Here is a 25,116-nt window from a genome sequence, read left to right on the forward strand (position 1 = left end):
AATAGCCTGTTGGGACTTTTTCCTGACGCGTTACACTACAGCCGCAGCAGTGCAAATTTCAATGTAATGAAAAGAAAGTTGCAAAATTCCGCGCAACTTTCTCATACGATTTTTCATTTGTCTACAGAAAGACGTGGCTATTCCGGCGTCTTGCAAGATTTAACAATTGCGTCGAATTCGAGTTTTAAACGCAGTGCAGATAGTGGATGACATTGATGTGAAGACGATTGGCAAATTCCCAGCCAATGCTCCGAAAGTCCCAGCGAATATTGGGCATTTGCCACGTAAAGCGCCCCGCCACGCCGAATACAATCGTGCCTCGCCAAGTCAAGGGCGAAAACTTAGGTGGTTCTTCCCACATACCGGATTGAGAACAAGGCCTATAAATCGTGGACGTAACTGCGGGGGGCTACGTCTTCCCTTCCGCCAGGACGGCATGGCCACCGGCGAAAAAAGAACTCTGGTTATAACAAACAGGCTACGAGGGTTGCCGATGAATGTCTTCGATACCGCAATCCAGACTTTCCTGACCGGCGTTGCTGCAGATCTGCCCATACTGAACCACCCGATCAGAGTCCTTGCGGCTCTCTACACGTTCAAAGGTTTGGCGCTCGTGGCGGTGTTATGGTGGATCTGGTTCAAGCCCGGTCAGCGAACCGAATGGGAACGGGAAATGGTCGTCGCGACGATCGTGAGCGCGCTGCTTGCGCTCGCAACGTTCAGAATCGTCGCTCATCTCTTACCGTTCCGAGTGCGGCCGGTTTATAACCCGGAGCTGCACCTGCAATTTCCATCGGACGATCTGGGTGCTGCCGTTTTGCCGACCTGGAGTTCGTTTCCGAGTGATCACGCGATGCTGTGGGTGTCGGTCGCCACCGGCATCTTTCTTGTCTGGCGCGCCGTCGGCGTACTCGCGCTACTGCACACGGCGATCTTCATATGCCTGCCGCGCGTCTATCTCGGCTGGCACTATCCAACCGACATACTGGCGGGCGCGACGTTTGGAGCGGCCACCACGTGGACAATGACGCGAGACGCAGTTCGAACCCGTTTTGCAGTTCCGATCCTGCGATGGCTACGAAAATGTCCCGGGCCAGGTTATACGCTCCTATTCGCTTTATGTTTCGAGCTGGTCACTCAATTCGAAGAATTACTGATTCTCGGCCGTTTGCTTCTGAAGTAGCTCGAACCGGTCAGGTTATCCAGATCGTCGCCTGGGTTAACCCTCCGAAAAGCCAGAGCGAGCTTCTGCACGTCATCCGGACATTATCCACAGCTCAACTTTTCGCGCCCGAGGCCGTAAACCCATTAGGGCGCCGGAATAGCCGCAGCGGCTGACAAAGACGCAGCTTTGCCGGAATTCCGGACCGTACATGAGTAAGCGCACTCAAAAGCGCCAGTTTGGACTTCGCCCAGGAAACAAACTCCATTTTCTGGATGACAAGCTTGATGCCGTTAGCAAATGCGCTCCAACGGATCGAAACCGGGAGCAGCGTCTGAAACACTTCGAACCAATCCAGCGGAAAACCCGAATCCCCTGCACTGCTAATGCTGCAGGCTTTGGCGAGACACAGCCCGCTGAACAGAAACACCGTTACTTCAATAGCGCAGCCGACGCGGCCCCGAATAGCATATGAAAGTCCGTAACGCCCGTTGCTGGGCACCTCAAGGGAAACGGCGGTGGCTCGCCGCTGCTGCCGCGCTGGCCATCGCGAGCGCAGTACGCATGCTGCTTCATCCGTTGCTTGGGCCCGTCATGCCTGGCACCGCGTTCTGCATTGCGGCGGTGCTCGTTGAATACCATTTCGGCCTTGCTCCTGCGCTGACCGTGATGCTGGCGGGACTGGGCCTCGCCGACTATCTGTTCGTGCCGCCCTACGTGACCATCGCAGTCTTCGACAGGGCAGATCTGCTATTGCTCGTGTCGTATCCAGTCGTCACGCTCGTGCTGATCACGTTGCTCGAAAAACTGCGGCGTGTGCAGTTCCGCGCCGAACTGATCGCGGCGGTCGCGCAATCGCGCTACGAAATGCTGCTTCGCCATGACAACGAGCGCGCGATCGCTCGCCGTGCCATTGACGAAACGCACCGGCTCCTCCGGCATCTATCACACCATCACAAGACGTTCATTCTGATTCAGGCACTCGAACGTGAGCCGCTGCGGCGCAACGGCGCCGGCACGGCGTCCGCGCTGGCCGTCGCATCGCACGCTTTCGACGGATTGCCTGCCGATCTGGCGCCGGGGCCTCGCCTCTCCGAAGTCGATCCGGACGATATCCGACGGCTCTCGAATGGGCTCTCGGCCGGTTCTCATCGTGTGCGATTCGCCGCCGGTTCGAACCTTGCCGGAGGCACTGCGCGCGTCGTCGACTGCATCTGCGAACAATTTACGACTCACGCAGGCGATTTCCTCGTGCTGCGCGTGGCGACCGACACATGAAATCATTAACGCAGTCCATCTTTCTCGAAGGCGGCGGACACGCCGTGCTATTGCTGCACGGCCTGTCAAGCTCGCCGCTCGAAATGCGCTACCTCGGGCGGTTCCTGCGCGACGAGGGCTTCACGGTGTGCGCCCCGGTGCTCAACGGCTATAGCGCCGGCACGGGCGGCGAGACAATGGAACACTGGCTCGACGCCGCAACCAGCGAATTCGATGCACTCGCCGCGCGATTCGACCGCGTGTCTATCTGTGGATTGTCGATGGGCGCGGCGCTCGCGCTCGCACTCGCCCATCGACGCCCGCAAGCGCAGGCGGTCGTGCTGCTGTCGCTTACACTCGCCTACAACGGTTGGGCCATTCCCTGGTACCGCTTTCTTCTTGGCTGGGCTTACTACACGCCCTTGCGTTCGCGCTGGCAGTATCGTGAGTCGGAACCGTACGGCCTGCGTAACGAAGCGCTGCGTGCAAAGATCGCTCGCTCGATGCAGCGCTCGAATTTCAGCGAAGTCGGTCCGTCGACGATTGCACTGCCCGCATTGCACGAAGCAAGCCGCCTTGCATCGCTCGTCCGCTCGCAGATTCGTGGTATCCGCAACGACTGCCTCGTCATCCACGCGATCGACGACGAAACGTCGAGCCCGCGTACCGCCCAATCCGCGGCATTGGCGCTTGGTTCGAGCTTTCTGCGCACCATCTACCTCGACGATTCGTACCACATGATCACATCGGACAACGAACGCGAGATCGTTGCGCGCGAAACGGCGTCGTTTCTGCGCGAGAGCGAAGCGGCTTCGGGATCTGGCGAACCGCGTAGCCCCGTTGTCTCCAAAGCGCTCGCGCGCCGCTTGCGGCAGCTTGCTGCCATCGGCAAGGACGACGCATGAAGGCGCGGACGTTCACGCATCGAACCGTGGGCGCCGCGGCGCTCGCCATATCGCTGGCGGGTTTCCTGCCCGCTCCGACCGCGCGCGCGGCCGACGCAACAGCGGTCCCCGGTGACAGCAAGTGGAAAGTGGCGATCGGACCGGGCGTCGTCGTGACGCCGGAGTCGCCCGGCTCGCGGCATACCACGGTGTTCCCATTCCCTTCGCTCGATATTTCCTACGATGACCGGGTCTTCTCGCAAGGGCCGGACGTGCTGGGCGTCAATGCGCTGCGCAGTACGAACTATCACGTCGGCGCGGCGCTGAGTTTCGATTTCCAGTCACGCAACGAGAAGGACGATCCGCACCTGCACGGCCTGGGCAACGTGCATGGCGGCCCGAAACTCAAACTGTTCGCCGACTATACGGTATGGATGTTCACGGGCTCCGTCGCCCTGTATCAGGACATTGCAGGGCACGGCCAGGGCAAAACCGTTCCGGTGGACCTGCTTGCGTCGGTGCCCGTTGGAAGCGGTCTTTTCTCTATTGGCCCGGGCTTCACGTGGGCCGATGCGATCTACACGCGGACGTTCTTCGGCGTGTCCAGCCAGCAGAGCGCGGCATCAGGACTGCCGGTCTATAAAACCGGTTCTGGCGTTCGGGACATTCATCTGAACGGCTACTTCAGCTACGACTTCTCGAAGCACTGGGTAGGCTCGGTCGCGGTCACTGTCGGGCGGCTGCAGCACTACGCGGCAGCAAGCCCGATCACCGAGCGCCGCAGCGAACTGAATACGCTGGCGTCTCTCAACTACCGCTTCTAGGGTGTGCGGGAGTTCAATATCGGTGTGCGTGCCGGAAAACCCGTTCTGGTCGCACGCGCGTCAGAACGTCTCCTGCTGCGGCTCGGGGCCACGCGTCGGCGCGGACGGTTGCGCAAGTTTGACCGCGCGCCCGGTGCGGGCGGATTCGTAGATCGCGTCGATAATGCGCTGATCTTGTAAGCCCTCCTCGCCTGGCGTGTGCGGCTGGATGTCGTCCTTGACGCACACGGACATGTGATCGATCTCCCGCGCAAACTGGTTCTGCGGATCGATCTGCAACTCCGTTGTCGCGGACTTGCCCTCCACCAGCATGCCGTGGCGCAGCCGCAGGCCGTTGTAACCAAATGCGGGATCCATTTCGACCCAGCCTTTCGAGCCTTGTAGCCGGAAGAAGCGCGACTCGTGACTCGCGTAGCTCGACATGCACGTTGCCGTGAATCCGCTCGGAGAGCGCAGGATGAAGTGCACCGATTCCTCCACTTCGACGAAGCGTGGATCGTTTTCCGGCCGGTGCACCGACGCAAATACCTCCAGCGGTTCCTCGCCGGACAGAAAGCGCGCAGCGTTGAGACAGTACAGTCCAATGTCGGGCATGGCGCCGCCGCCCGCCAGTGATTTCTTCAACCGCCATTGCCCCGGATCGCCGACGTTTTGCGAATTTCCGGCGACGAACTCACGCAATGGCCCCAACTGCTTTTCCTTCACCATTTTCACGATCATGCGGTCCATCGGCTCGTACTGGCTGCGATACGCGATCATGAGTTTGCGGTTGGCGCGTTTCATCGCCCCGACCATTGCCTCGCAGTCCGCCGCGCTGTTTGCCATCGGCTTTTCGCATAAAACATGTTTGCCGATATTCGCGGAGCGCAGCGTGAACTCCTTATGCATGCCGTTTGGCAGGACGATATACACGACCTGTACGCGCGGGTTGTCGGCGAGACGCTCGAAATTCTGATAGTCGTAAATGTCCGCTTCCCGCACGCCGTACTGACGTGCGACGCGAAGTGCCTTGGTCCTGTCGCCGGAAACCAGTGCGGCGACCTTCGAGTACTTGCACTGCGCAAGCGCGGGCAGAATCTGGTCCAGCGACAGCCGGCCGAGTCCGACGATGGCATATCCCACACGCTCATCAGGCGGCAAGTTCGCGTCTGGCGTTTCTTCCTTTTGCTCTGTGTCCGGGTCCTGAATGAGCGGCAGTTTCACCTGGTTCGTGTCGGCACCGTTTGGACCCGCGGCCAACACGCTGCTGGCCGAGCCAACCGTGAGTGCCGCTGCGAGGCTCGCGCCGCCTCGCCTGAGAAAGAGGCGTCGCGCGGTTTCTGCAGGCGCAGTCGCCTCCGTTGGTACGTCGGTCGTCGGCTGGTCGGAATGCGAAATGCGGTTGCGAGTGGGCATTGAAACTCCGGTACGAATGATGGGTCTCGTGCCTTGAGACGATATGCTGATGCCTGTCGTCGCAGCGCACTTCGCCGTGTTCGAGCATGACGAGCGCCTCGGCCGTATGAAGGCACGCCACGTTACATATGCATCAGCCGCCTGTACCGGTCACACGCCAGATGGCGTTGCCGACGTCGTCGGCGATCAGGAGACCACCGTCCCGATCCTCAGCGACGCCCACGGGCGCGCCATACAACTGCTTCTGGTCGGCAGATGTAAAACCTGTCACCACATCCTTGGGCGCACCCACCGGCTTGCCGTTCTCAAACGCCACGTACGACACCACGTAACCGCTCAATGGCGAGCGGTCCCAACTGCCGTGCTCGCCGACGAAAGCGCCTCCGCGATACTGCGCCGGCAAGTTGTTGCCGGTATAGAACGTCAGTCCCAGCGGCGCGACATGGGAGCCTATTGCGAAGTCCGGCGCAATCGCCTTGGCAACGAGGTCGGGGCGCTGCGGTTGAGCGCGAGGATCGACGTGCTGGCCGTAGTAGCTATACGGCCAGCCGTAAAAGGCATTCTCCTTTACCGACGTCAGATAGTCCGGCACCAGGTCTGCGCCGATCTCGTCACGCTCGTTCGCGATGGCCCATAGTTGCCCCGTCTTCGGTTCCCACTGTAGCCCCGTCGGATTGCGAATGCCCGCTGCGTAAATGCGGCTTGCACCCGTAGCCGTATCGACTTCCAGTACGTCGGCGCGCCGGTACTCGACTTCCAGGCCGTTCTCTCCGACGTTGCTGTTAGAGCCGACGCCTACGTAAAGCTTCTTGCCATCGCGACTGGCCAGCAACGATTTCGTCCAGTGGTGGTTGACCGTATTGGGAAGATCGGCAAGCTGCACGCCGCGCTCACTGATGCTGGTTGCGCCCGCTTTATACGGAAACTTCAGGATCGCATCGGTATCGGCAACGTAGAGCGTGTCGCCAACCAGTTGCATGCCGAATGGCGAGTGCAGATTGTCGATAAATACGTGCCGCTCCCATTCGCCGCTGCCATTCGCAGGCTTTCTCAGCAGCGTGATGCGATTTGCGCCTTTCGCCTTCTTCCCCGACTTGCTTTCGATAAGTCCCGCGATAACCTGCTTCGGCGTGGTCACAGCCTCTTCGTTCGGGCTATTGGATTCCGCCACGAGAATGTCACCATTGGGCAGCGTATAGACCTGACGAGGGTGCTCGAGCCCCGAGGCGATCTTCTCGATCTTCAGGCCGTCAGCGACCTTCGGCGTGGCGCCGTTCTGCCAACCCACGTACTTGGGGACCTGCATCGGCGGCGCGAAGAAGTTGCGCGCCTCCGGCATCGGCGGATTGGCTCCAGCCTGATGCGACGCATCGTACTGCGCGTGTTCGTTGCACCCACTCATCAGCGCCGACATGGCGACGATGATCGCGCTGGTCGTGGCGATCTTAGTCATGAATCGCCTCCACGCGATGGAGTCTGTCTATTGCCATCGCAACGTGAGCGATACTCAGCAGCACGACAGTGATAACGGACAGGATCACGTTTTCCGGAACCATCGCATAGGCGTCACGGCTATGCACGAATGCATTGATGACCGCCGCGACGATCGCAAGCAGATTGAGCCAGAAGTCCACCCTTTCGATGCGCGATACCCGGCGACGTCGCTGCACCCACACGTGACCCAGATTGAGAAGGCGCGGAACGATCGCGATGATGAGGCCCACTGTCACGAGCCAGGCGGCGCCCTTGCCCCAGAACACGTTACGCGTCGCCATGTAGATGACGTCGAAGATCAAGGTGCCGACGAACAGTCCGTACGGTATGGGATTGAACAGTTCGAAGATGGCAGGAGCGATCGTCGACGGACGTCTCGTAACGGAGGGCGAGGTGGACATGGCTTTCCATTTCTGTATCAGAACCGGTGTGGGTGCGGTTGCATTAGACATGCCCGGACCCTTCGTTTAGCTGTCGGTCTGATTGCCCGAGACGTCCGCAAGCGTCAAGTGGAAAGCACGGATACGCATCAACTGATGCGCGTTGAATTGCAACGCCATGTCATTGCGGCCCGCGGCGGCTCCTTGCTGAGCGCGCCGCGAGTACTATCGATACGTCACTTTACGGGCACGAGCACCGGCGCGTTCTGGTCCTTCAATAGCAGCACGAGAAACTTCGCTGGTTGTGTGGCGCTGGCATTGCGGCCCACCGTATGCACGTCGTTCGGACCTTCATAGAACGTCTGGCCGGGTGTCAGCGTGACTTCCTTGCCGCCCTTCACGCCCATCACGATGGTGCCTTCGAGCACGTAGATAAAACCGTGCGCGCGATGCACATGCACCGGATCGGCGGCGCCCGGCGGGTACACAACGGTGATCATCAGCGCTTCCTTGCCCGGATAATCCGCTAGTGGCTTCTCCATCAAGGGCGTGACAACAGCGTCGGGCGCGGCGTGAGCCGCTTGCGCGAAACACGCCGCGGCGATCATCGCAAGCTTTCTGAATTCAGGCATGATGTCCTCCGTGTTGCTGACGATGCGCGACTGGACTCGTCGCTCAGGACAGGTTCGCCTTGCCGAGTCCGAATGCCGCGTCTGCTGATCCTGGCACAGTCCTGAACGCCACGTTAACGCGGTTCCAGCCATTGATCGCCATCACGTGAAATGTCAGGTTCGACAGTTCCTGGTCCGTGAACTGAGTGCGAACGCGTTCGAAAATGTCATCGGGCACGCCGCCTTCCGGCAACTTCGTCAGGACCTCCGTCCATGCGAGCGCCGCGCGTTCACGCGGAGAAAACAGCGTCGACTCGCGCCAGATGGCGACATGATGCAAACGCAGTTCGCGCTCGCCGTGAATCTTTGCCTCCTTCACGTGCATGTCGACGCAAAAGCCGCAGCCGTTCATTTGCGATGCACGCAGCGACACCAATTCGCAGATCGACGTTTCAATGCCAGTCTCTTTCACCGCGAGGCCGAACGCCACGAATTTCTTGAACAGTTCCGGCGATTGCTGCATGTAGTTGATGCGTTGAGTCATGGTTGCTCCAGCGAGGATGAAACCGGTGCACACGAGCCACGCACCGGCGCCGGCGATATGCCGTACGCAACCATCGTAGTCCTGGGGGCCAACGGTCGGAAGCCATGCGAAGCGCCTCACTGTGTTGTCTGTGAGACACCAATCTAAAGCGCGATGACCTCGGGCGCCGCATGTTCGAAGGGCTCCCCGAGCATCCAGCGCAGATCGCGCTCCATCGCGGCGCACAGCGTGGAAATGGGGACGTCGTTCGCGCTTCCTTCGAAGGGGTTCTCCGTGCTTTCGCCCACCTGCGCGAGCGACGTGTACATCCACGAAACCATGACGCTGCATGGCACGACGAGCCAGATCATGTTGCCGTGCATGAGTCCGCTTGCGCCGCTATTGAGTTTGTCGAATTCCTGCAGCAGGCCGAACGGAAACAGAAAACAGAAAAACCGCACGAACAACGCGCTGATCGTCGCATATTGGCGAGGGTAAGGGAAGTTTTTCAAGCGCTCGGCTTTCGCCTGAAGCGCGATGAAATCGCCAGTCGCCCGCTGAAGTTCGAGATAGAACGACAGGTTCAGATGCCCGGCGAGGTGCAGCGACTTAAGGCAATCGCTTTGCATGCTCAATATAGCCGTTGTCGCCGACGGTGAGTCGAGCGCGCGCGCACTCTCAGTGCTGGAAAGATAGTTCACCAGAACGTCTTCGATCGCTGTTTCCCATTCGGGAACATGATAGTGACGCCGATACTCGAGATTGAAGCGCCGGGTCATGCTTTCCCAGATTCGGGGGCTACGCAGTTCGTATCGCAATGCGGTTAGCCACGCAAGATGCCGGCAGATCAGCTCGCTACTGGTATTCCGTTCAGACGGAAATGCGCACGACAGTTGTCCCCACTTGCGGCTCGCGCCGACGATCTCGGTCCAGACGTCCTGTGCTTCCATTGCACGGTTGTACGTCTGCACGTTTTTGAAGCCCACGATAAACGACGTCGCCGTGCCGAGCAGTACGACGATAGTGAACGGCACCGAGAGCCACGTCATCGACGCGTACTTGTAGAGAATGACGGGCACCGAACCACATATGACGAGTGCGTAGATCTGCCTTCGTGTCCAGATGAGGAACTCGGTGAGACGATACGATTTACCAAGGTGCATGTCGTGTGTGAGACGTTCGATTAAATAAGGTCTGGTCGAATGACCGCACTCTCACAAGACGTTTGATCTTGCGCCGTGTGACACCGACACAAGAATTTCTGGTTCGATGGCTGAATGCGCATGGCGGAAGACCGCATGGCAACCTTCCGCTGAAGGACACAGTCACTCCACCGGACGGTGATATCGCGCGACAAAGCGCGCCTGCCCAATGACCTTTCCATGCATCTGGTATGCGACGAGCGCCGGACTCGACGCGGCTTTCACATCGATGCCCGGCACAGAGAGCGCGGAAACCGTGACGACATATCGATGCGATTCGCCTTGAGGCGGACACGGTCCACCGTATTTCGAGTCGCCGAAGTCGGTCAGTGTTTCAACAGCACCCGCCGGCAGCAGGTTTGCATTTCCGGACGCGCCCTTTTCGATCGACGTCTGCAACGGCGCAATGTTAGCCACTTCCCAATGCGTCCAGCCGAGGCCGCCGGTGGGCGCATCAGGGTCGTGGATAGTGACGACGATGCTTTTCGTTCCCGCCGGAACATGCGACCACGAGATGTGGGGAGAGACGTTCTCACCGCGGCAGCCGAATCCGCCGTACACCTGTTCGTTCGCGAATTGTCCACGATTCAGGCCATCGACCTTCACTGAAAACGGCTCGGCAAACGCGGGGGCCGGCACGATCGCCAACAAGGATGCGGAACAGACGGTGGTTCGCAATGCGGCACGCAATTTCATGAGCATCTCCGTTATCAACAAGACAAGTGAAGGGATTGGTCAGCGCTTTCGATCAGCCGATGGTTGCAGCGGATCGCTGTTGTACACGCCGTTGTACATTTATCTCTCAGCCTGACCCATGCGAGCAGTGGACGTACTCCACTGGACTACTAATCAATCTGAATCGCGATTCGTCGTAATGGAGCCATGCATATCGGGCTGCTCAATTCGAGGTTTAACTCGTTGCACGGAGCGCCTTAGTCGAGACGAATTGTAGGTTCGAGATTTGGTTGTCAGTAGAGCTCTCGCGGCGATCACCGTGTTGTTCGTCAGACAACAATGTTCAGACTAAGAAGCTGTTGCGAAATTAGTTAAACATTGGCCTGAGTCGCGTCCAGCAAATCAAGGCGCAAGCCAGGGACAGAAAGGCTTCATGGACATGGGCATAACGTTCGTAGCGAATCTTCAGGCGTCGAAACGAGTGAAGCCATGCAATCGAGCGCTCGACTGGCCAACGCGTTTTGCCCAGACCACTGCCATGGGGCGAGCCAATCTTTGCGAGCACCGGCGTGATGCCGCGCTCTCTCAAACGCTGTCGATGTGGTTCCGAGCTGTAGCCCCGGTCGCCCTGAACGATTTGCGGTTTATGCAACGGGCGTCCCCGCTTGCCTCTAATGTGTGGAATGGCATCGACGAGTGCATCAAGCTGGGTGACGTCGTGGCGGTTCGCCCCGCTCAGAATGACCGCGAGCGGGATGCCTTTCGCGTCGACGATGAGGTGGTGTTTGCTGCCGAGCTTGCGCCGGTCCGTGGGATTCGGGCCGGTTTTTTTCCCGCCAGCATCGCGCGAATCGACGAGCTGTCTACAAGCGCTCGTGACAAGTCGATTTCGCCACGGCGACGCAGTTCGGCCAGCAGCGTTTCGTGGATGCGTTGCCAGACTCCTGCTTCTTGCCATGCCACGAGCCGCCGCCAGCAGGCGGTGCCCGAACCGCATCCCATCTCCTGCGGTAGCAGATTCCACGCAATGCCGGAGCGCAGTACGAACACAATGCCCGTCAGCGCGGCACGGTCGGGAGTCGGCTTGCGGCCCGCATACTGGCGATTGCGCGGTGCCCGAGCAGGTAAAAGCGGTTCGATGAGCAACCACAATTCGTCGTCGATGAGTTCTTTAGGCATCGCTTCCTGTTGGACAAAACAAGACAGGAAGTTAACACCAAGTCAGAAAAGTTAACAGGCCCAGAACTTAATTTCGCAACAGCTTCTAAGGAATGTCTAAGGGTGCAACGGACTTCAGGCCGCGCGGCGGATATATTGAGCACAGTCCACCTGCCATGGCGGCTGAAACGCGGTATCCGTAAACGGATATGACAAATTGTTGACGACGGCGGAATTGCGGCATCTGCGCAGGTTAACCTCATCTCTCTCGCCGCTCGGCTGGAGAACAATGAAGCCAACTCGCCGACCTCCTTCCGCGAACCATACACCCAAATTAGCCGATATCTCTACGATTTGCGCCACTAGCTTTCGAGCGGCCTTCTCCGGGCTATGCTGAACCACCCCGCTGCTTTGGCTACTGCACGAGCACGCGGGCGGGCGTCTGAGTATGACAATTAGATGCCAGGACACCTAATCCATTGCTGACCGTCAGGAACCTGGCGAAGCAATGGACATCTCGCGCGCGGCCGGGCCCAACGAAACGGTCGGTGCGCGCGTGCGACCGGTCGCGTCCACCGCCCGACCTGTCGCGATGGTTCATAACTGCGTGCCCTCTATTCGGAGACAGACCATGTGGCAGCCGTCCAGTGCGATCCTTCAGTTGGTGAAGGACAACGCAAAACAGTTGCTTCCCGATGCGCTATTCCTCAGCCTTCTGCATCGGAAGCACATCGGGCGCTTCCCGAGATTGTTTCGTCCCACGACATTCAACGAAAAAATCCTGCAGCGCAGCTTGCGGCCAGACCCGCGATATGCCGCACTGACCGATAAGTTGACCGTGAGAGACTATGTCAAGGCGAAAGTGGGCGAACAACATCTGGTCCCGCTGATTGCGTCGCCCGACGTTTTCACGCAGTCGGTCTTCGATGCGCTACCCAACGCCTTTGTGATGAAGGCGAATCATGGCAGTAGCTTTGTGGAGATCGTGCAGGACAAGTCGAAAGTCACTTTCGACGGGTTGCGGACTATGGCCAATCGCTGGATGTCCACGGACTTCTATCAGATTGCAAGGGAGCGTCACTATCGGCAGATTCGGCCACGAATTTTCTTCGAACAACTTCTTCTCGACGAGCATCGGCAGATTCCCGCTGACTACAAGGTTCACTGCTTCGGCGGAAAGTCCGGACGACCGATGATGTATATCGTCGTCATCTCCGACCGGTTCGGCAATAACACGCGTGGCGACGTATTCGATGTTCACTGGAATCATCTCGACGTGGGCATTGGCCCGTACGCCCGTAGCACGACGCCGCCACCGCCTCCGGAGAATCTGGATTCCATACTGGACATGGCCGCTGTACTGGCCGAAGACTTCAACTATGTTCGCGTCGACTTGTATGCGCCGGGCAATGCAGTGTACTTCGGCGAACTCACGTTCACGCCTGGCGCTGGCGTGGTCCCTATGAGGCCCGATCGGGTCGATTTCGAGTGGGGCCGGCTTCTAACGTAACGTTTCCTTACTCCGATAGAAACGGTCGCACGATCGATCCAGGTTCATTGCTGATCTTCGAAAGTGTTCCGAGCCTGGGTGAGCGGAAGCCTCGCACGCTCGGACGGTGCGGAATTCCTGTGATGAGCCCACTCGCGCAGTCTGTCCACTGCGCCTCCCGAGTGCGGGTTGGCAAAATGAAACAGGACCGTGGATCTCACGCTGTGCGGCAGGCAAGCCTGGTTCGCATGGAGCGATCGCATTCCCCAGAAGAAATACAGATTGCCCGGTTCCAGCGGCAAGACGCGTGCGCCGAGCGCACGCTGCACCGTTTCTCGCGCGAGTACCGAGCGCGTCAGTGAGTTTTGCACTAGTGCTTTTTCGGCCAGATTGATCACCGATGAAGACCGCACCCGGCGCAGGTTTGGATACATCACGAGATCGCCGCGCGGTTCGTTGGGAGCGTTCGGAATGATCAGCGGCAACAGTGCGGTGACGACATAGGTGTCGTAGTGAAACAGGTTCGATGCCTTGAGTCCTAAGTCGCCCGATAGCACGCGAAGCGCGGCGACGATGTCGATGTCGGGTGCGGCTCGCCCGGTGCCTCGCCGGTACAGCCCCGCGAGTATGCGCCGCAGATGCGGCGATTGCCCAAACGTCGCGAGCGGTGACGCATCGAGCCATGGGCGCCCGGCGTAAATAAAGTGCTGGCGTTCATGCTTGTCCAGTTCGCGCTCAACGTAGCTGCCCGCTATTGCAATCTCAGCCGGCGAAAGGACGTCCCGAAGTGCGCTTATGCCGACTGTGTCCATCTCCTCGCTCAATGCGTCGAGCCTTTCGTCGGTCACGTGCTTCAATACGGAGTCCAAAGCTTGATTGGAGGCACTTTCCATAGCTCCTCATGCAGTGTGGTCGCAGAGTGGATGGTGGTTTCGTCCTGGGAATCGCCAGCTTCTGCCTTACAGTTTGTCATGGGCCAATTGCAGCGTTATGTGCGGTAGGCCATACCGCGGTTCAATGGTCGTCTGATTTCAGCGCAACCGGGAACCGCGCCCCCGCGCAATCCGAAGCTCCCGTCTATTCCATCTGTCGTCATTTGCTTACGGCGAAAGATCGGTTCGTCAACTTCGCGCCCGCAGGTAGGATGGCTCGCCAGATGCATCCCTAACCTTCCCGACCGCCATGGCCACGACAACGACACGACCCGATCGCCGCGCATTTCTCAAGCTTTCCACCGGCGCTGCCGTAGCCGCGGCAGCCGCCGTGGCCGCACCGCTCGCTCTTGCGCAAGCGCCGGCGCCAGGGGCACCAGCGCGCGGGCCGCGCGCGTTGCGGATTGGCAACCAGAAGGGTTACCTGAATCTGCTGAAGGGACGCGGCACCCTCGAAAAACGGCTGGCGCCGCTGGATGTATCCGTGAGCTGGACCGAGTTCGCCGCGGGCCCCGTGCAACTTGAGGCGCTAAATGTAGGCTCGATTGACTTCGGCGATGTCGGCGAAGCACCGCCGATCTTTGCGCAGGCGGCCGGCGCGCCGCTCGCTTACGTGGCAGCGACGGTTCCGCGACCGCAATCCGAAGCCGTGCTGGTGCCACCGGGTTCGTCAATCCGTTCAGTAGCGGATCTGAAGGGAAAGAAAATTGCGCTTAATCGCGGCAGCAATGTTCACTATTTTCTCGTCAAGCTGTTGCGTCAGCATGGCTTGCAGTATGCCGACGTGAACGTCGCCTTTCTCGCTCCCGCCGACGCACGCGCTGCGTTCGAGCGCGCCTCAATCGACGCATGGGTGATCTGGGACCCGTTCTTTGCCGCCGCGCAGAAGTCGCTCGGTGCGCGGGTACTTGCCGATGCCAGCGGCGTCGTGGGCAATCGCGGCTACTACTTCTCGTCGCAGAGTTATGCAGCGAAGAACCCCGACGTGATACGGATCGTGATCGAAGAGATCGAGAAAGTCGATCAATGGGGCAGCCTCAACAAGGAGCAGATGTCGAGCGAACTGGCGCAGCTATGGGGCTTGCCGAAACCGGTCGTGGATGCCGTCGTGGCGCGTCAGCAGTTCGGCACTGAGCGGATCACTCGCGCCATTCTCGCCGAGCAGCAGCAGATCGCGGATGCGTTTCTTGACCTTGGATTGATCCCCAAACACGTCGACGTGCTGCGGGCCGGCCCGCCGAACCTCGCGTAAAGACGCCAGCGCGGACGCCCGATGGCGGCCGACGAAGCGCTTAAGGCGCTGCGACGCACGACGCTGGCGAGATCGGCGCCGGCAAGCTCCATGAAAGTTCCGGTTGCTCTCGGCGCCGCCGTGAACTACATCTAAAGCCGGAGCGCGCTCGGCGGCAAGCCGGCGCGCGATCAGACAGAGGAGAGCCTTCATGGGTATGCGCCCGGATCCCACGTTCCACGCGTCGCCAAAACTTGCAATGGAAGCGCCCGCGGAAGAATACGCGTACACGCTCCTGCTCAGCCCCGATTTTTCGCAGCCCGACGCGCTCGCCGTTATCGACGTCAAGCCCGGCTCGCCGACCTACAGCCAGGTGGTCCACACAGTGCCGGTGCCGAACAAGGGTGACGAATTCCATCATTTCGGCTGGAATGCGTGTTCGTCGGCGCTGTCGCCGCTGACCGGCCACGCGTTCCTCGAGCGGCGCTTTCTGATTATTCCGGGTATGCGCTCTTCGCGTATTTACATCGTCGATACGAAGCCGCATCCGACGCAGGCGCGGATTCACAAAATCATCGAGCCCGAGGAAATTTTTCGCAAGACAGGCTACTCGCGTCCGCACACGGTTCATTGCGGCCCCGAGGGCATTTACGTCAGTACGCTGGGCGGCGCGGGGCCGGATGGCACCGACGGGCCGCCGGGCATCTTCATCATGGACTGTGAAACGTTCGACGTGCTCGGCCGCTGGGAAATCGATCGCGGACCGCAGGAGAAACATTACGATTTCTGGTGGAACCTGCCGCGAGACTACATGGTGTCGAGCGAATGGGCGTTGCCGCCGCAGTTCGAGAACGGCATCGTGCCCGAGGATCTTCTGTCGAACAAATACGGACACGCAGTCCACTTCTGGGATCTGCGCGCCCGGCGCAATGTCCAGACCATAGACCTCGGCGCGAATCACCAAATGGCGCTGGAAGTGCGTCCCGCTCACGATCCGAGCCGCGAATATGGCTTTATCGGCGTGGTGGTCGACACGACGAACCTGGAAGGCTCGATCTGGACATGGTGGCGCGAAGGCGGCCAGTTCCACATCGAGAAGACGGCGACCATTGCGCCCGAGCCGGCCGACGCGGCGTCGCTGCCGCCGTTGCTGCAGGGTTTCGGCGCGGTGCCGCCGCTCGTCACAGACATCGATCTCTCCATCGACGACAAATTTCTTTACGTCGCCTGCTGGGGCACCGGCGAAATGCGGCAGTACGACGTGACCGAGCCGCGCAAGCCGAAGCTCGCCGGTTCGGTTCACCTCGGCGGGATCGTGCGGCGCACGCCGCATCCGAACGGCGAGGCGTTTGCAGGCGGCCCGCAGATGGTCGAAATCAGCCGCGACGGAAAGCGCGTGTACTGGACCAACTCGCTCTACTCGACGTGGGACAACCAGTTCTATCCGAACGGCGTGCCCGCGGCGCAAGTCATGGCGCACGCCGATCCTGGCGGCGGCCTGACGCTCGCCGACGACTTCTGGGTGAAGTTTCCCGATGGCTACCGCGCGCACCAGATTCGCCTCGAAGGGGGGGACTGCTCGACGGATTCGTTCTGCTACCCGTCGGTGGGCATTTGAGCGGCGGCTGGTCGCAGACCGGCCTCTGGCTCGCGGTCGTCGCAAGCGGTTGCTATCACGGCGTCAATCCGGCAATGGGATGGCCGCTTGCGGTGTCGAACGCCCTGATGCAAAGGCGCTCGCGTGCGCTCTTCACCGCTCTTTTCTATCTCGCGGCCGGACACGTGCTGGCGATCTTTCTGATGGTGATGCCGTTTGCGATGCTCGCCGTCGTGTTTGCATGGCAGCGCCAGATCCAGACTGGCGCGAGCGTGCTCGTGATCGGTTTCGGCGTTGTCCTGCTGCTGTGGCGCCGGCATTCGCGTGTGCTCGCCCGGATCGCGCCATCGCGGCTCGCGTTGTGGTCGTTCGCCATCGCGATTGCGCACGGCGCCGGGCTGATGCTCGTGCCGATCTACCTGGGCCTTTGCCGAGCCGACGATGCCGACCGAGCGCATCAGGCGGCGCAGACATTGATAGAAGCGCGGCTCGGCATGGCGCTACTGGTATCCGGCGTGCATGCCGCGGCCATGGTGCTCGCGGGCGGACTGATCGCGTGGCTCGTGTATCGCTATCTCGGGCTCAAGTTCGTGTCGCGCAGCTGGTTCAACCTTGACGCCGTATGGGCGTTGAGTTTCGTCCTCGTCGGCACGCTTGCGCTGGTGCTGAATTCTGGCGATTTTCGCGGGTCTTGATGGCCGCTGGCTTCTACCTCGCAATATCTTGTCAGGCTGTTCACGTCATTGCGCGCAAGGCCTGCACGAGCCGCCGCGATCTCTAAAGACATGCCAGCAGCGCTACTCCACGTTCGATGCCTCGCGAACGACAGCCGAGACGCTGTCGAACTTGCGGTCGCCCATTCTCCTAAGCACGGCTAGGACCTCGCCGTCGGCGCCCTTGCGCTCTGCATAATCGACCAGTTTGTCACGCGTAGAGGGAAACGCGGCACCTTCCAGCGCGCGCGTAATTTCTTCCATTCGCGGTTGGTCCGGATGGCGGTGGTTCTGCGAACGAGCCGGGTGCTGAGCCATTTTCATCTCCTTGCAGGTTGAGAAAAGCTTCATCCGATGAATCGCATAACGTGTGCCGCGCCCGGAACTCTGCGTCAAGTTGCTTTGTAAGCGGGCCGTTGCAATTGATGACGCGTTCCAACACAGATTCACGAGAAGCTGAGAGACGACGATGTCTTTCTCGCGCATGGGCCGCTTTTTATTGCCCTCCTCACCCTGCTCCCGCTGCTGCCAGTTGCCCTTGCCGGCTGCGCCGGTACTGCCAGTCCACAGCCTTCGATCAGCGGCAGTGTCTATCCCGGGACAGTCTAGGGCGCGACGGTTTCCGCCATGCCGTCGATGCAAACGGGCATGCGGCAGTGACACCGCTCGCCACCGTCGTTACCGATGCCGACGGCCACTTCGTGTTGCCGCGCACCTCGCACTGGCCGCTGCTCGTGCAATCGACCGGCGGCAGCTATACCGAGGAAACGTCGGGGGTGCGCGCACCGGTCGGACAATCCGTGCTGTCCGCGGTGTATCTCGCGGAGCCTTCGACGAAGGTGATCACGCCGTATTCGAGCGCGGTGGTTGTCGATGCGCAGACGGCGGACGGGCTCACGGCGTCGAATGTCGCGGCCGCGGCCACGCGAGTCCCCGCGTTCCTCGGCGGCGTCGATCCGCAACAGACGCCGCCCGCCTTCATGGCGACTGGCACTGCGGCCAGCACTAGCAGCACGGTCGCCGATGGCAACCGCATGGCGTTCGCGCTCGGCGCCGAATCGCAAAGCCGTGTCGATAACGACCTGACCGTGGCTGCGAGCGTGCAGAGCATCGTCGTGCAATCCGCGAATGGCGACACGCTCGCGGACGACGCCTGCTACGTCCCAACGGCGCCGCCAACTTTGCGACGAACCCGCTGAACCACTCGGGCGTCACCGCGCTCCTGATGCTTGGGGCCACGCGGGCTTCAGACGACCAGACCGCTGGCGCGTCGGCGAGCGCGTGCGGCGACCGGTCGGCGTTGCTCAATGAAAACCTGTGGTTTTTCCAGGGACGCAAGAACAGCCTGCAGGCGTCGCTCGTGCCAGGCATGACGAGCACGAACTGGTCGACCTATCCGACCATGAGCACGTGGGGATCCCACGCGGCGATTTATGGCGCGATCTCGGCTCGGCCGGCCTGCACGATATCGACACGTTCAGGTCAAACTCGTGATGGCAATCGAAAACTACTGGGTCGATCAGGACCCCAACTACTGCCACCATCACGTTCCGGGCTGGACGCCGCCGGAGAACACCGCAAGCATCGACTATCGCGGTTCGTCGGCAGGCGGCACCAGCGGCGGCTCGGCCGATCCGCATTCGCCGAAAATGACCTGCACCGCGCAGCGGGGCGGACGGGTCGCAGAGTGTTAAGACCTCCACGGAGCAAACGCCGCCCCGCCATCAGTTCGGCGCTGATGTGGAACGGCGCGGACTGCTCCAACTTCACGTCGTGGGTCTACAACTTCGCGGGACTCGCGACCAATCAGTTGTCTGGAGCGATCGGCGTGCAGGCGTGCAGCACGCCGTCTTCGGGTGTGGATCCGCTGACGGGCGTACTGCTCGACATCAACCGCGGCAATCTCACGACGATGGAGCAATACCTGCTGTCCGGCGATCTGCTCTATGTGACGCAAAAGGACACGGTAGGCAGCGGCACGTTCGCCGCCGACTACAAGCTCGCGCGCGTCATCACGTGGACGGGTAAGCGCTTCAGCGATCTACAGGCCGGTGCCGACCGCGCGATGTACGATCTGAGCCGCATCGGCCAGCCGGATTCGCGGCTTGGAGGCGACTTCCTGGCGCTGTTGGGCCCGACCGACACCGCCGCGAATCTGGGACAGCCCGGACACAATCCGTGGATGATCATCGACAGCCATTACGCCGGTCCCGCATATCGTCCGTTTCTCGGCTGGCATGCGGAGCGCCTGTCGCATGTGCGACGCATTGTCGGGGCCGATGCGGCCACAACCGATCCGCACCTCGCCGCCTATGTGATCAAGCCGTTGCCGCAGACTAGGAAAGGCTGGCTGACGCTTGCCTCCAGGCAAGCGAGTGTGACGGCTACGAGTGGCTATCGGCTTATCGATCAGACGAGCGGCACGCAGTCGTGCTATCAGGCTGGGACGCTGTGAGGTTGCGAGGGGTTGGCGGGGTTTGCCCGGGAGGCAGTTATGATGGTGGTGCGGGGTGTGTCGGTACTGTGGACTGGATGCGGGGACTCCGTGGAAGATTTTAAGGTGAGTCGTGCCGCGGGTGCGGAGTGGGCACGTTGTTTCTGTTGATGTCGGGCGCGAGGGTCCGGGCCGGTTTGGGAGCCTGTCAGAATTTTAGTGTGCCGAGGTCATGAGACGATAACGGAAACAACGTCCTATGACCGAAGCAACTGTGACTAAGAAGATCAAGAACCCGAAGGCGCCGAAGCTGTTTCCCGATGAACTGATCGATCAACTGCTGGCGCAGATTCAAAACAAGGATGCGGAGTCGGTTCTCGGCGAATCGGGCCTGGCCGGGCAACTGAAGAAGCAACTGGCTGAGCGCATGCTGGCGGCGGAGCTCACGCATCACCTGGAGAACGAGGTTGAGCAAGGCAAGGCCGGCAACCACCGCAACGGCACGAGCCATAAGACGGTCATCACGCCCAACGGCGAACTGAATCTGGATATCCCGCGTGATCGGCAGGCAACGTTCGAGCCGCAACTGGTCGGCAAGTATCAACGCCGGCTGCCGGGCTTCGACGATCACGTCATCAGCATGTACGCGCGCGGCATGAGCGTGCGCGAGATCCAGGGCCATTTGCTGGAACTGTATGGCCTGCAGGTGTCGCCCGATCTGATTTCGACTGTCACCGATGAAGTGCTGGCCGAGGTCGAACAGTGGCAGCAACGCCCGCTTGAGGCGATGTATCCGATCGTGTATTTCGACGCACTTCGGCTGAAGATCCGCGACGAAGGCACGGTCAGGAACAAGGCGGTGTATCTCGCGCTGGGCATTCGCGCCGACGGCCGCAAGGAAGTGCTGGGTTTGTGGATCGAGCAAACCGAGGGAGCCAAGTTCTGGCTGAAGGTCTTCAACGAACTGAAGAACCGTGGCCTGCACGACATCCTGATCGCGGTGGTTGACGGTTTGCGCGGCTTCCCGGAGGCGATCGAAGCGGTCTATCCGGCCGCCCAGATTCAGACCTGCATCGTGCATCTGATCCGCAATTCGCTGAATCTGGCGAGCTGGAAGGACCGCAAGCCGTTGGCGGCTGCGCTCAAGCCGGTCTATCAGGCCGCCTCGGCCGAGGCGGCGGCAGTGGCGCTCGACGCCTTTGCGCAAAGCGAATGGGGCCGCAAATTCCCTACCGTCGCGGCCATGTGGCAACGCCAATGGGAACAGGTGATTCCCTTCTTCGCCTATCCCCCCGAGGTGCGTCGAATCGTTTATACGACCAACGCCATCGAGAGCATGCACATGCAGTTGCGCAAAATCGTCAAGAATCGCGGCCACTTCCCCAGCGACGAAGCCGCCAGCAAACTGCTGTATCTGGCCTTGCGCAACATCGAAAAGGATTGGAAGATGCCGCCTATCACCTGGCGGCAAGCTGTCAATCAGTTCGCCATTCTGTTCGGCGAGCGATTCACCGCCGCCATGAGCTGAGATTTTTTAACCGACCTCAGCACACAAAATTCCTGACACCTCCCGGTTTGGTAACGTGCGGCGCGGTTGATTGCTTTTCGGCGGCTGTCGCATGCATCGTCCATGCGCGCCCTCAGTCCAGCATCTTCAGTCAAGCAACCGGGTATCGTCGCCTTCGAACAAGGTACCGCCGTGGCTGGTGGTATCGCCCTTGCGCGCGACGCCCTCACCGCCAAACGTACAGGACGAGCCAGTAACGATAACCGCACCGCAACTCGTCAGGTTGCCTATACGAGCGACGGCCCGGCCGTTGACCGTAACACTGCTTGTGTCGCTTCGTATTCATTTCTGTGGCGTAGACGCGCCAGCTACACAAGGCTGGGAATGAAGCTGCATCCGCAGGTGGCATGGTGGGCCCTGCCGGGCAACCGGTACGCCGTCGTCGGTGATCTTTCGTCACCTTCGATGATGACATTGGGTTGCACATCGCGATGCTGCGGAGAAGTCACATGGTCACCCCTGCGGGCGACGCGGCGTCCGCCATATTGCATCCTGTCGGAGGCGGTGACGACTTCGCCTCCGCGGTCAGTCGTGTCATTGAGCCGGATTAGGTCGATCATGGATTGGCATTTTTACTGGTTTCAGCGGGCGCATCGGTAAACTCGACGCTTTTAAGAATTCGAAGTGCATAAGGAAGCATGTCACTTTTGGCATCGGCAAGTCGCTTTACGTCACCAAGCCCGCAGATAGCTTTTGTTTCGTGAAACAGACAGTACGAGAAATGTCGTACGCGTCGATCTGGCTCCCCAACCGTCTCATCCTGAATCATGTAGAATCCGTGGCCGTTCTTTGAATCAAGTGAAAATATTTTTGTCACTTTTCTTAGCCGCAAAATTCCGTCAGCAGAAGCGCCGGGAAAGAGTGGAACCCATTTATTTTTCACAGGCTCAAAATGCCCACCATAGTTTTCGGCAATTTCGTTTACATTTTTAAATTTTGAATGGCATGAAAAATTAAAACCGAAAGATTTTTCCGAACCAAAGACGGATATCGTTGCAGAATAACCACCAGACTCAAAATTATTTTCCTGGCTAGGCTTCCTTATAGAACCATGCAACGCATCGGTAAGCAAGAAATTGCATGACTGGACCTGCACTTTTAATGCGGAATGGGGCGTATCCGGAGGTCTGGCCGTGCAAGGTGCAATTGCAGCCGCCAAAAATGCGCAAATCGCCAACTTACGTATCATTTTGATCCCGTCTAGGTTGATAGCCTTCAGGAAAGTCCAGCAGAGTGCCGTGCCCGTCAGGAAATAAGCATTCACTTGTTACCGCCAGAACCTGTCCAAATCCCACGCAACGCGCTACATATCCATTGAAAGGATGATTCGGATGTCCGACTGCGGCAGGAAGATTCACGATCGCCGATGCATCTCGAAAGCTGCCGCTGTGGTAATAAATTTTTGTTACTGATGTCGCACCATTTCCCGGATGGTGAGGATTGGGAGGAGGCGTTGCTGAGACTGTTCTTCGTTCCAATCTGACACTTTGATCGGCATAACGTGCCATACCCATCTTGGACCAGTAAAAACCAGCACTGTCCGCTGGAGCTATCAAATCGTAATTTATATCGTGATCTCCAACTTGATTTCGATATTGAATCACTAGCGGAGTAGCTCCATTAACACTGTCCGAGTTGTATTGTTGCGCTTGAGGACGATGCGAGTTCGCCATCGAATGTGCCTGCAAAATTCTGCGCCGAGTTTCCGTAGAAATTTGATCTCCGGTTCCTTTGAAGTCCCAATAACCGAAATAATTCTCTGGGTGCGTGAGCTGGAGAAATCCTCTTCCGTCCCATGGGAAGTACCACATTTGCGGGTTGTTTTCATGCAAAGCGCTGAGCCAAATTGTTTCCTGCATGGCATTGCCAAAAAAAGTCGAAACTCTCTCTGGAGAATTAATTGAATATTTCCGGAGCATTTTGTTTAGTGACGGTCCATGCACGCGTATTAAAGATTGTCGAGGGACCGTCCAATCAACATTCTCATAATAGACAGCATGATGAGGACCTTCACGCAAGACCTGTCGAGGGACAAACTGCTTAAACTCGGCTGCGCTAAACCATCCGCACGTCCTGAAATGCCGCACAAACGCCGTCGGCGGGAAATGCCAGACCTCATTGGCATGCGGAAAATCCGGATCGCTGACGTCCTCCCGGAACGCCAGATCGCGCGCATGATCGATCAGCTTCGTGAAAGCTTCGTCCGCTAACGGATTGGTCAATGCCTCATGTGGACTCTTAAGCCAGTTGTATCGCGCCTCCAGTCCGTCGCGACTCCACTCCGATGGAAACTTGCAAATCGCACGCGCCATGCGCTGCCGGATCGCATCAGTGCCCAGCGCAGTCACGGCATCGGCATGAGTCACGTGTCCTGCATGATTGCCGTCCAGCCAGCGTTTGACCGTAGGCGAATCGCACAGGCTGTCGGGCGTGGGGTCATCGTTAATGAAACTCCACCCAGCCCACTCAGGGAAATCAGCATCGCTATAGACCCGCACGCCGGCTTTCGACAGGTTGATCCAGCCGTCACCGTCCGGTGTCTTCACTTTCCGCCAGTGATTGAAGCGCGCGCCGGCGGGAAGTTGGTCGTTGATGCAGCGCCCGAAACGGATCATCTCGAAGATGGCACTCGGCGATGGCACTGGCATACCCGCTGCCAGGCTCGCGAGACTGCTGTCGATATAGCGGCCGTTCAGGGCGGTGGCCCGTTTGTACAAGTTATATTCGGCGTCCCTCTCCGCAGGCATTGCACCGTAGACAGACCAGCTCAGGTCCGCATTCTGCCGGTAGGTTGTCAGCGTGCAGTCCTTCTCATAGTGCATGCGGATGACAAGGTCGCAACTGGTCCCGGCCGCGACAAGAGGCGATTGCGGCTGCAATGTCGCGACAGGGGGCGCGCTGTCATCATCACGGAACGGATGCGGCTCACTGGCAAAGAGTTTCGCGCCGCGAGGAACGAAGAACCACATGTCGCCGCACACCGCATCCCTGCGCGCCGGAGTATTGCCAAGCGGCGCCGGCGCACGGCCGATCATCTTTTTCAGGTTCGCCTCGCTGCAGATGATCTCGAAGTGAATCTGCGGGTACTGTCCGAATATCTGGCCGGGTGTGCCGACCACATCCTTGCGGTAGATCCGGTTGCCGGCTGCGAGCGTCGGCATCACCTGCTGCAGGTGCAGGTACACGGAGTAATACGTGATTTTCGCGCTCTCGCCTTCACCGATCTCGGTGTCGTGGCGGATCACCACGCACCCGTCGTCTGTACGCGCGTTGCGGTACTGGAGCGTTGGCTTGTGGGTCGTGTCGGTTTTGCGCACGTACACGATCCTGCCATCCGCGATGGCTCGCACAGGAAGCGCATCGCCGCCTTCTGTTGGTGCTCTCAGGTGCGCGCCACCATGCCAGCCGAGGTTGAAGCTGACCGGATAGGCGCCATTGCCCGGTGCGCATTCCAGCATGCTGGCCGTGCATACGTCACCGTCGGGCACGACCGTGTTGCCCGCATCCGCTGTGGGCATTGCATCGTTCTGCTGCGGATGGGCGGCTGAAAGAAAGGGAGGGCTGATAATCATGAGTCTGTCAGGAGGG

The 25,116-nt window shown here is 59.6% G+C and carries 27 protein-coding genes; 12 read left to right on the forward strand and 15 right to left on the reverse strand.

What is annotated here, in order from left to right; genetic code table 11:
• Nucleotides 1-493: 493 nt before the first annotated feature.
• Complete coding sequence (locus OH764_RS24145; protein ID WP_498851270.1) at nt 494-1,183, forward strand: phosphatase PAP2 family protein; 690 nt, start codon at nt 494-496, stop codon at nt 1,181-1,183.
• A 94-nt stretch (nt 1,184-1,277) separates the two neighbouring features.
• On the opposite strand, the gene OH764_RS24150 is transcribed toward OH764_RS24145, so the two are convergent.
• Complete coding sequence (locus OH764_RS24150) at nt 1,278-1,592, reverse strand: hypothetical protein (RefSeq protein ID WP_498851131.1); 315 nt, start codon at nt 1,590-1,592, stop codon at nt 1,278-1,280.
• Between the two features lie 41 nt (nt 1,593-1,633).
• On the opposite strand from OH764_RS24150, the gene OH764_RS24155 reads away from it, so the two are divergent.
• The 3 genes from OH764_RS24155 to OH764_RS24165 are packed head-to-tail and all read left to right on the forward strand — an operon-like array spanning nt 1,634 to nt 4,127.
• Nucleotides 1,634-2,440 carry a DUF4118 domain-containing protein gene (locus tag OH764_RS24155; protein ID WP_498851132.1) on the forward strand — a complete coding sequence of 269 codons (807 nt, stop codon included), beginning with the start codon at nt 1,634-1,636 and terminating at the stop codon, nt 2,438-2,440.
• Nucleotides 2,437-3,324, forward strand: coding sequence for an alpha/beta hydrolase (locus OH764_RS24160; RefSeq protein ID WP_498851133.1), 888 nt, complete (start codon nt 2,437-2,439; stop codon nt 3,322-3,324). The genes OH764_RS24155 and OH764_RS24160 overlap by 4 nt, the downstream gene beginning before the upstream one ends.
• Entirely contained in the window at nt 3,321-4,127 is an 807-nt protein-coding gene (locus OH764_RS24165) for a MipA/OmpV family protein (RefSeq protein WP_498851134.1), read from the forward strand. The genes OH764_RS24160 and OH764_RS24165 overlap by 4 nt, the downstream gene beginning before the upstream one ends.
• Before the next feature lie 60 nt (nt 4,128-4,187).
• On the opposite strand, the gene OH764_RS24170 is transcribed toward OH764_RS24165, so the two are convergent.
• The 8 genes from OH764_RS24170 to OH764_RS24205 all read right to left on the reverse strand — a co-directional run bounded on the left by OH764_RS24170 (nt 4,188) and on the right by OH764_RS24205 (nt 11,586).
• Nucleotides 4,188-5,522, reverse strand: a complete 1,335-nt coding sequence (locus tag OH764_RS24170; RefSeq protein WP_498851135.1) for a Gfo/Idh/MocA family protein — start codon at nt 5,520-5,522, stop codon at nt 4,188-4,190.
• A 133-nt stretch (nt 5,523-5,655) separates the two neighbouring features.
• A complete protein-coding gene (locus tag OH764_RS24175; RefSeq protein ID WP_498851136.1) occupies nt 5,656-6,975 on the reverse strand; it encodes a PQQ-dependent sugar dehydrogenase in 1,320 nt (439 codons plus the stop codon).
• Nucleotides 6,968-7,417, reverse strand: a complete 450-nt coding sequence (locus OH764_RS24180; RefSeq protein ID WP_498851137.1) for a DUF2231 domain-containing protein — start codon at nt 7,415-7,417, stop codon at nt 6,968-6,970. The genes OH764_RS24175 and OH764_RS24180 overlap by 8 nt, the downstream gene beginning before the upstream one ends.
• Nucleotides 7,418-7,632: 215 nt before the next feature.
• Complete coding sequence (locus OH764_RS24185; protein ID WP_498851271.1) at nt 7,633-8,004, reverse strand: cupin domain-containing protein; 372 nt, start codon at nt 8,002-8,004, stop codon at nt 7,633-7,635.
• 67 nt (nt 8,005-8,071) lie between these two features.
• Nucleotides 8,072-8,551 (reverse strand): carboxymuconolactone decarboxylase family protein, encoded by a 480-nt coding sequence (locus tag OH764_RS24190; RefSeq protein WP_498851138.1) that lies wholly within the window; start codon nt 8,549-8,551, stop codon nt 8,072-8,074.
• A gap of 143 nt (nt 8,552-8,694) precedes the next feature.
• Nucleotides 8,695-9,693, reverse strand: a complete 999-nt coding sequence (locus OH764_RS24195; RefSeq protein ID WP_498851139.1) for a bestrophin family protein — start codon at nt 9,691-9,693, stop codon at nt 8,695-8,697.
• 162 nt (nt 9,694-9,855) lie between these two features.
• Complete coding sequence (locus tag OH764_RS24200; RefSeq protein ID WP_498851140.1) at nt 9,856-10,428, reverse strand: YbhB/YbcL family Raf kinase inhibitor-like protein; 573 nt, start codon at nt 10,426-10,428, stop codon at nt 9,856-9,858.
• 346 nt (nt 10,429-10,774) lie between these two features.
• Nucleotides 10,775-11,586 (reverse strand): IS5 family transposase gene (locus OH764_RS24205; protein WP_498846769.1). Its coding sequence is split into 2 segments (ribosomal slippage): nt 10,775-11,247 and nt 11,247-11,586, totalling 813 coding nucleotides; the frame shifts between segments, so codons are not numbered across the junction.
• A 610-nt stretch (nt 11,587-12,196) separates the two neighbouring features.
• On the opposite strand from OH764_RS24205, the gene OH764_RS24210 reads away from it, so the two are divergent.
• Complete coding sequence (locus tag OH764_RS24210) at nt 12,197-13,075, forward strand: ATP-grasp domain-containing protein (protein WP_498851141.1); 879 nt, start codon at nt 12,197-12,199, stop codon at nt 13,073-13,075.
• Nucleotides 13,076-13,119: 44 nt separating this feature from the next.
• Here the strand turns inward: OH764_RS24210 and OH764_RS24215 are convergent, their stop codons facing one another.
• Nucleotides 13,120-13,902, reverse strand: a complete 783-nt coding sequence (locus OH764_RS24215) for a hypothetical protein (RefSeq protein ID WP_498851272.1) — start codon at nt 13,900-13,902, stop codon at nt 13,120-13,122.
• Between the two features lie 334 nt (nt 13,903-14,236).
• Here OH764_RS24215 and OH764_RS24220 point away from each other — a divergent pair, with 334 nt between their 5' ends.
• The 3 genes from OH764_RS24220 (at nt 14,237) to OH764_RS24230 (ending at nt 17,509) form a co-directional block, all read left to right on the forward strand.
• On the forward strand, nt 14,237-15,238 hold the full coding sequence (locus OH764_RS24220) for a sulfonate ABC transporter substrate-binding protein (protein WP_498851142.1): 1,002 nt from the start codon (nt 14,237-14,239) through the stop codon (nt 15,236-15,238).
• Between the two features lie 190 nt (nt 15,239-15,428).
• A complete protein-coding gene (locus OH764_RS24225; protein WP_498851143.1) occupies nt 15,429-16,835 on the forward strand; it encodes a selenium-binding protein SBP56-related protein in 1,407 nt (468 codons plus the stop codon).
• Nucleotides 16,832-17,509 carry a hypothetical protein gene (locus OH764_RS24230; RefSeq protein ID WP_498851144.1) on the forward strand — a complete coding sequence of 226 codons (678 nt, stop codon included), beginning with the start codon at nt 16,832-16,834 and terminating at the stop codon, nt 17,507-17,509. Before OH764_RS24225 ends, OH764_RS24230 begins: the two co-directional genes overlap by 4 nt.
• A gap of 102 nt (nt 17,510-17,611) precedes the next feature.
• On the opposite strand, the gene OH764_RS24235 is transcribed toward OH764_RS24230, so the two are convergent.
• Complete coding sequence (locus OH764_RS24235; protein WP_498851145.1) at nt 17,612-18,013, reverse strand: DUF2795 domain-containing protein; 402 nt, start codon at nt 18,011-18,013, stop codon at nt 17,612-17,614.
• Nucleotides 18,014-18,183: 170 nt separating this feature from the next.
• Between OH764_RS24235 and OH764_RS24240 the strand changes: the two genes are divergently transcribed.
• The 4 genes from OH764_RS24240 to OH764_RS24255 all read left to right on the forward strand — a co-directional run bounded on the left by OH764_RS24240 (nt 18,184) and on the right by OH764_RS24255 (nt 21,489).
• On the forward strand, nt 18,184-18,726 hold the full coding sequence (locus tag OH764_RS24240) for a hypothetical protein (protein WP_498851146.1): 543 nt from the start codon (nt 18,184-18,186) through the stop codon (nt 18,724-18,726).
• Between the two features lie 291 nt (nt 18,727-19,017).
• Nucleotides 19,018-19,221: a hypothetical protein gene (locus OH764_RS24245; RefSeq protein ID WP_498851147.1), complete on the forward strand. Its 204-nt coding sequence runs from the start codon at nt 19,018-19,020 to the stop codon at nt 19,219-19,221.
• Nucleotides 19,215-19,982, forward strand: a complete 768-nt coding sequence (locus OH764_RS24250) for a hypothetical protein (RefSeq protein WP_498851148.1) — start codon at nt 19,215-19,217, stop codon at nt 19,980-19,982. Before OH764_RS24245 ends, OH764_RS24250 begins: the two co-directional genes overlap by 7 nt.
• A 238-nt stretch (nt 19,983-20,220) precedes the next feature.
• Nucleotides 20,221-21,489, forward strand: coding sequence for an IS256 family transposase (locus tag OH764_RS24255; protein WP_408968216.1), 1,269 nt, complete (start codon nt 20,221-20,223; stop codon nt 21,487-21,489).
• Nucleotides 21,490-21,615: 126 nt separating this feature from the next.
• Here OH764_RS24255 and OH764_RS24260 read toward each other — a convergent pair whose 3' ends face one another.
• Genes OH764_RS24260 through OH764_RS24275 form a run of 4 tightly spaced genes read right to left on the reverse strand, consistent with a single transcriptional unit; the run spans nt 21,616 to nt 25,100 of the window.
• The gene (locus tag OH764_RS24260; RefSeq protein ID WP_498851273.1) at nt 21,616-21,810 is read right to left on the reverse strand and encodes a PAAR domain-containing protein; all 195 of its coding nucleotides are present in this window, start codon (nt 21,808-21,810) and stop codon (nt 21,616-21,618) included.
• Between the two features lie 26 nt (nt 21,811-21,836).
• Complete coding sequence (locus tag OH764_RS24265) at nt 21,837-22,088, reverse strand: PAAR domain-containing protein (RefSeq protein WP_498851149.1); 252 nt, start codon at nt 22,086-22,088, stop codon at nt 21,837-21,839.
• Entirely contained in the window at nt 22,085-22,717 is a 633-nt protein-coding gene (locus tag OH764_RS24270) for a hypothetical protein (RefSeq protein WP_498851150.1), read from the reverse strand. Before OH764_RS24270 ends, OH764_RS24265 begins: the two co-directional genes overlap by 4 nt.
• Nucleotides 22,707-25,100 carry a M23 family metallopeptidase gene (locus OH764_RS24275; RefSeq protein ID WP_498851151.1) on the reverse strand — a complete coding sequence of 798 codons (2,394 nt, stop codon included), beginning with the start codon at nt 25,098-25,100 and terminating at the stop codon, nt 22,707-22,709. The genes OH764_RS24270 and OH764_RS24275 overlap by 11 nt, the downstream gene beginning before the upstream one ends.
• Nucleotides 25,101-25,116 lie beyond the last annotated feature (16 nt).

Source organism: Burkholderia sp. M6-3 (assembly GCF_050858985.1).
GTDB classification, from domain to species: Bacteria; Pseudomonadota; Gammaproteobacteria; order Burkholderiales; family Burkholderiaceae; genus Paraburkholderia; species Paraburkholderia caledonica.

Excerpts from the sequence above, each read along its gene's own strand:
- OH764_RS24175 (WP_498851136.1), bottom strand. The coding sequence starts at position 6,975 with ATGACTAAGATCGCCACGACCAGCGCGATCATCGTCGCCATGTCGGCG.
- OH764_RS24160 (WP_498851133.1), top strand. The coding sequence starts at position 2,437 with ATGAAATCATTAACGCAGTCCATCTTTCTCGAAGGCGGCGGACACGCC.
- OH764_RS24270 (WP_498851150.1), bottom strand. The coding sequence starts at position 22,717 with ATGATACGTAAGTTGGCGATTTGCGCATTTTTGGCGGCTGCAATTGCA.
- OH764_RS24195 (WP_498851139.1), bottom strand. The coding sequence starts at position 9,693 with ATGCACCTTGGTAAATCGTATCGTCTCACCGAGTTCCTCATCTGGACA.
- OH764_RS24190 (WP_498851138.1), bottom strand. The coding sequence starts at position 8,551 with ATGACTCAACGCATCAACTACATGCAGCAATCGCCGGAACTGTTCAAG.
- OH764_RS24235 (WP_498851145.1), bottom strand. The coding sequence starts at position 18,013 with ATGCGCGAGAAAGACATCGTCGTCTCTCAGCTTCTCGTGAATCTGTGT.
- OH764_RS24265 (WP_498851149.1), bottom strand. The coding sequence starts at position 22,088 with ATGATCGACCTAATCCGGCTCAATGACACGACTGACCGCGGAGGCGAA.
- OH764_RS24145 (WP_498851270.1), top strand. The coding sequence starts at position 494 with ATGAATGTCTTCGATACCGCAATCCAGACTTTCCTGACCGGCGTTGCT.
- OH764_RS24255 (WP_408968216.1), top strand. The coding sequence starts at position 20,221 with ATGACCGAAGCAACTGTGACTAAGAAGATCAAGAACCCGAAGGCGCCG.
- OH764_RS24170 (WP_498851135.1), bottom strand. The coding sequence starts at position 5,522 with ATGCCCACTCGCAACCGCATTTCGCATTCCGACCAGCCGACGACCGAC.
- OH764_RS24200 (WP_498851140.1), bottom strand. The coding sequence starts at position 10,428 with ATGAAATTGCGTGCCGCATTGCGAACCACCGTCTGTTCCGCATCCTTG.
- OH764_RS24210 (WP_498851141.1), top strand. The coding sequence starts at position 12,197 with ATGTGGCAGCCGTCCAGTGCGATCCTTCAGTTGGTGAAGGACAACGCA.
- OH764_RS24275 (WP_498851151.1), bottom strand. The coding sequence starts at position 25,100 with ATGATTATCAGCCCTCCCTTTCTTTCAGCCGCCCATCCGCAGCAGAAC.
- OH764_RS24185 (WP_498851271.1), bottom strand. The coding sequence starts at position 8,004 with ATGATCGCCGCGGCGTGTTTCGCGCAAGCGGCTCACGCCGCGCCCGAC.
- OH764_RS24220 (WP_498851142.1), top strand. The coding sequence starts at position 14,237 with ATGGCCACGACAACGACACGACCCGATCGCCGCGCATTTCTCAAGCTT.
- OH764_RS24165 (WP_498851134.1), top strand. The coding sequence starts at position 3,321 with ATGAAGGCGCGGACGTTCACGCATCGAACCGTGGGCGCCGCGGCGCTC.
- OH764_RS24225 (WP_498851143.1), top strand. The coding sequence starts at position 15,429 with ATGGGTATGCGCCCGGATCCCACGTTCCACGCGTCGCCAAAACTTGCA.
- OH764_RS24155 (WP_498851132.1), top strand. The coding sequence starts at position 1,634 with ATGAAAGTCCGTAACGCCCGTTGCTGGGCACCTCAAGGGAAACGGCGG.
- OH764_RS24180 (WP_498851137.1), bottom strand. The coding sequence starts at position 7,417 with ATGTCCACCTCGCCCTCCGTTACGAGACGTCCGTCGACGATCGCTCCT.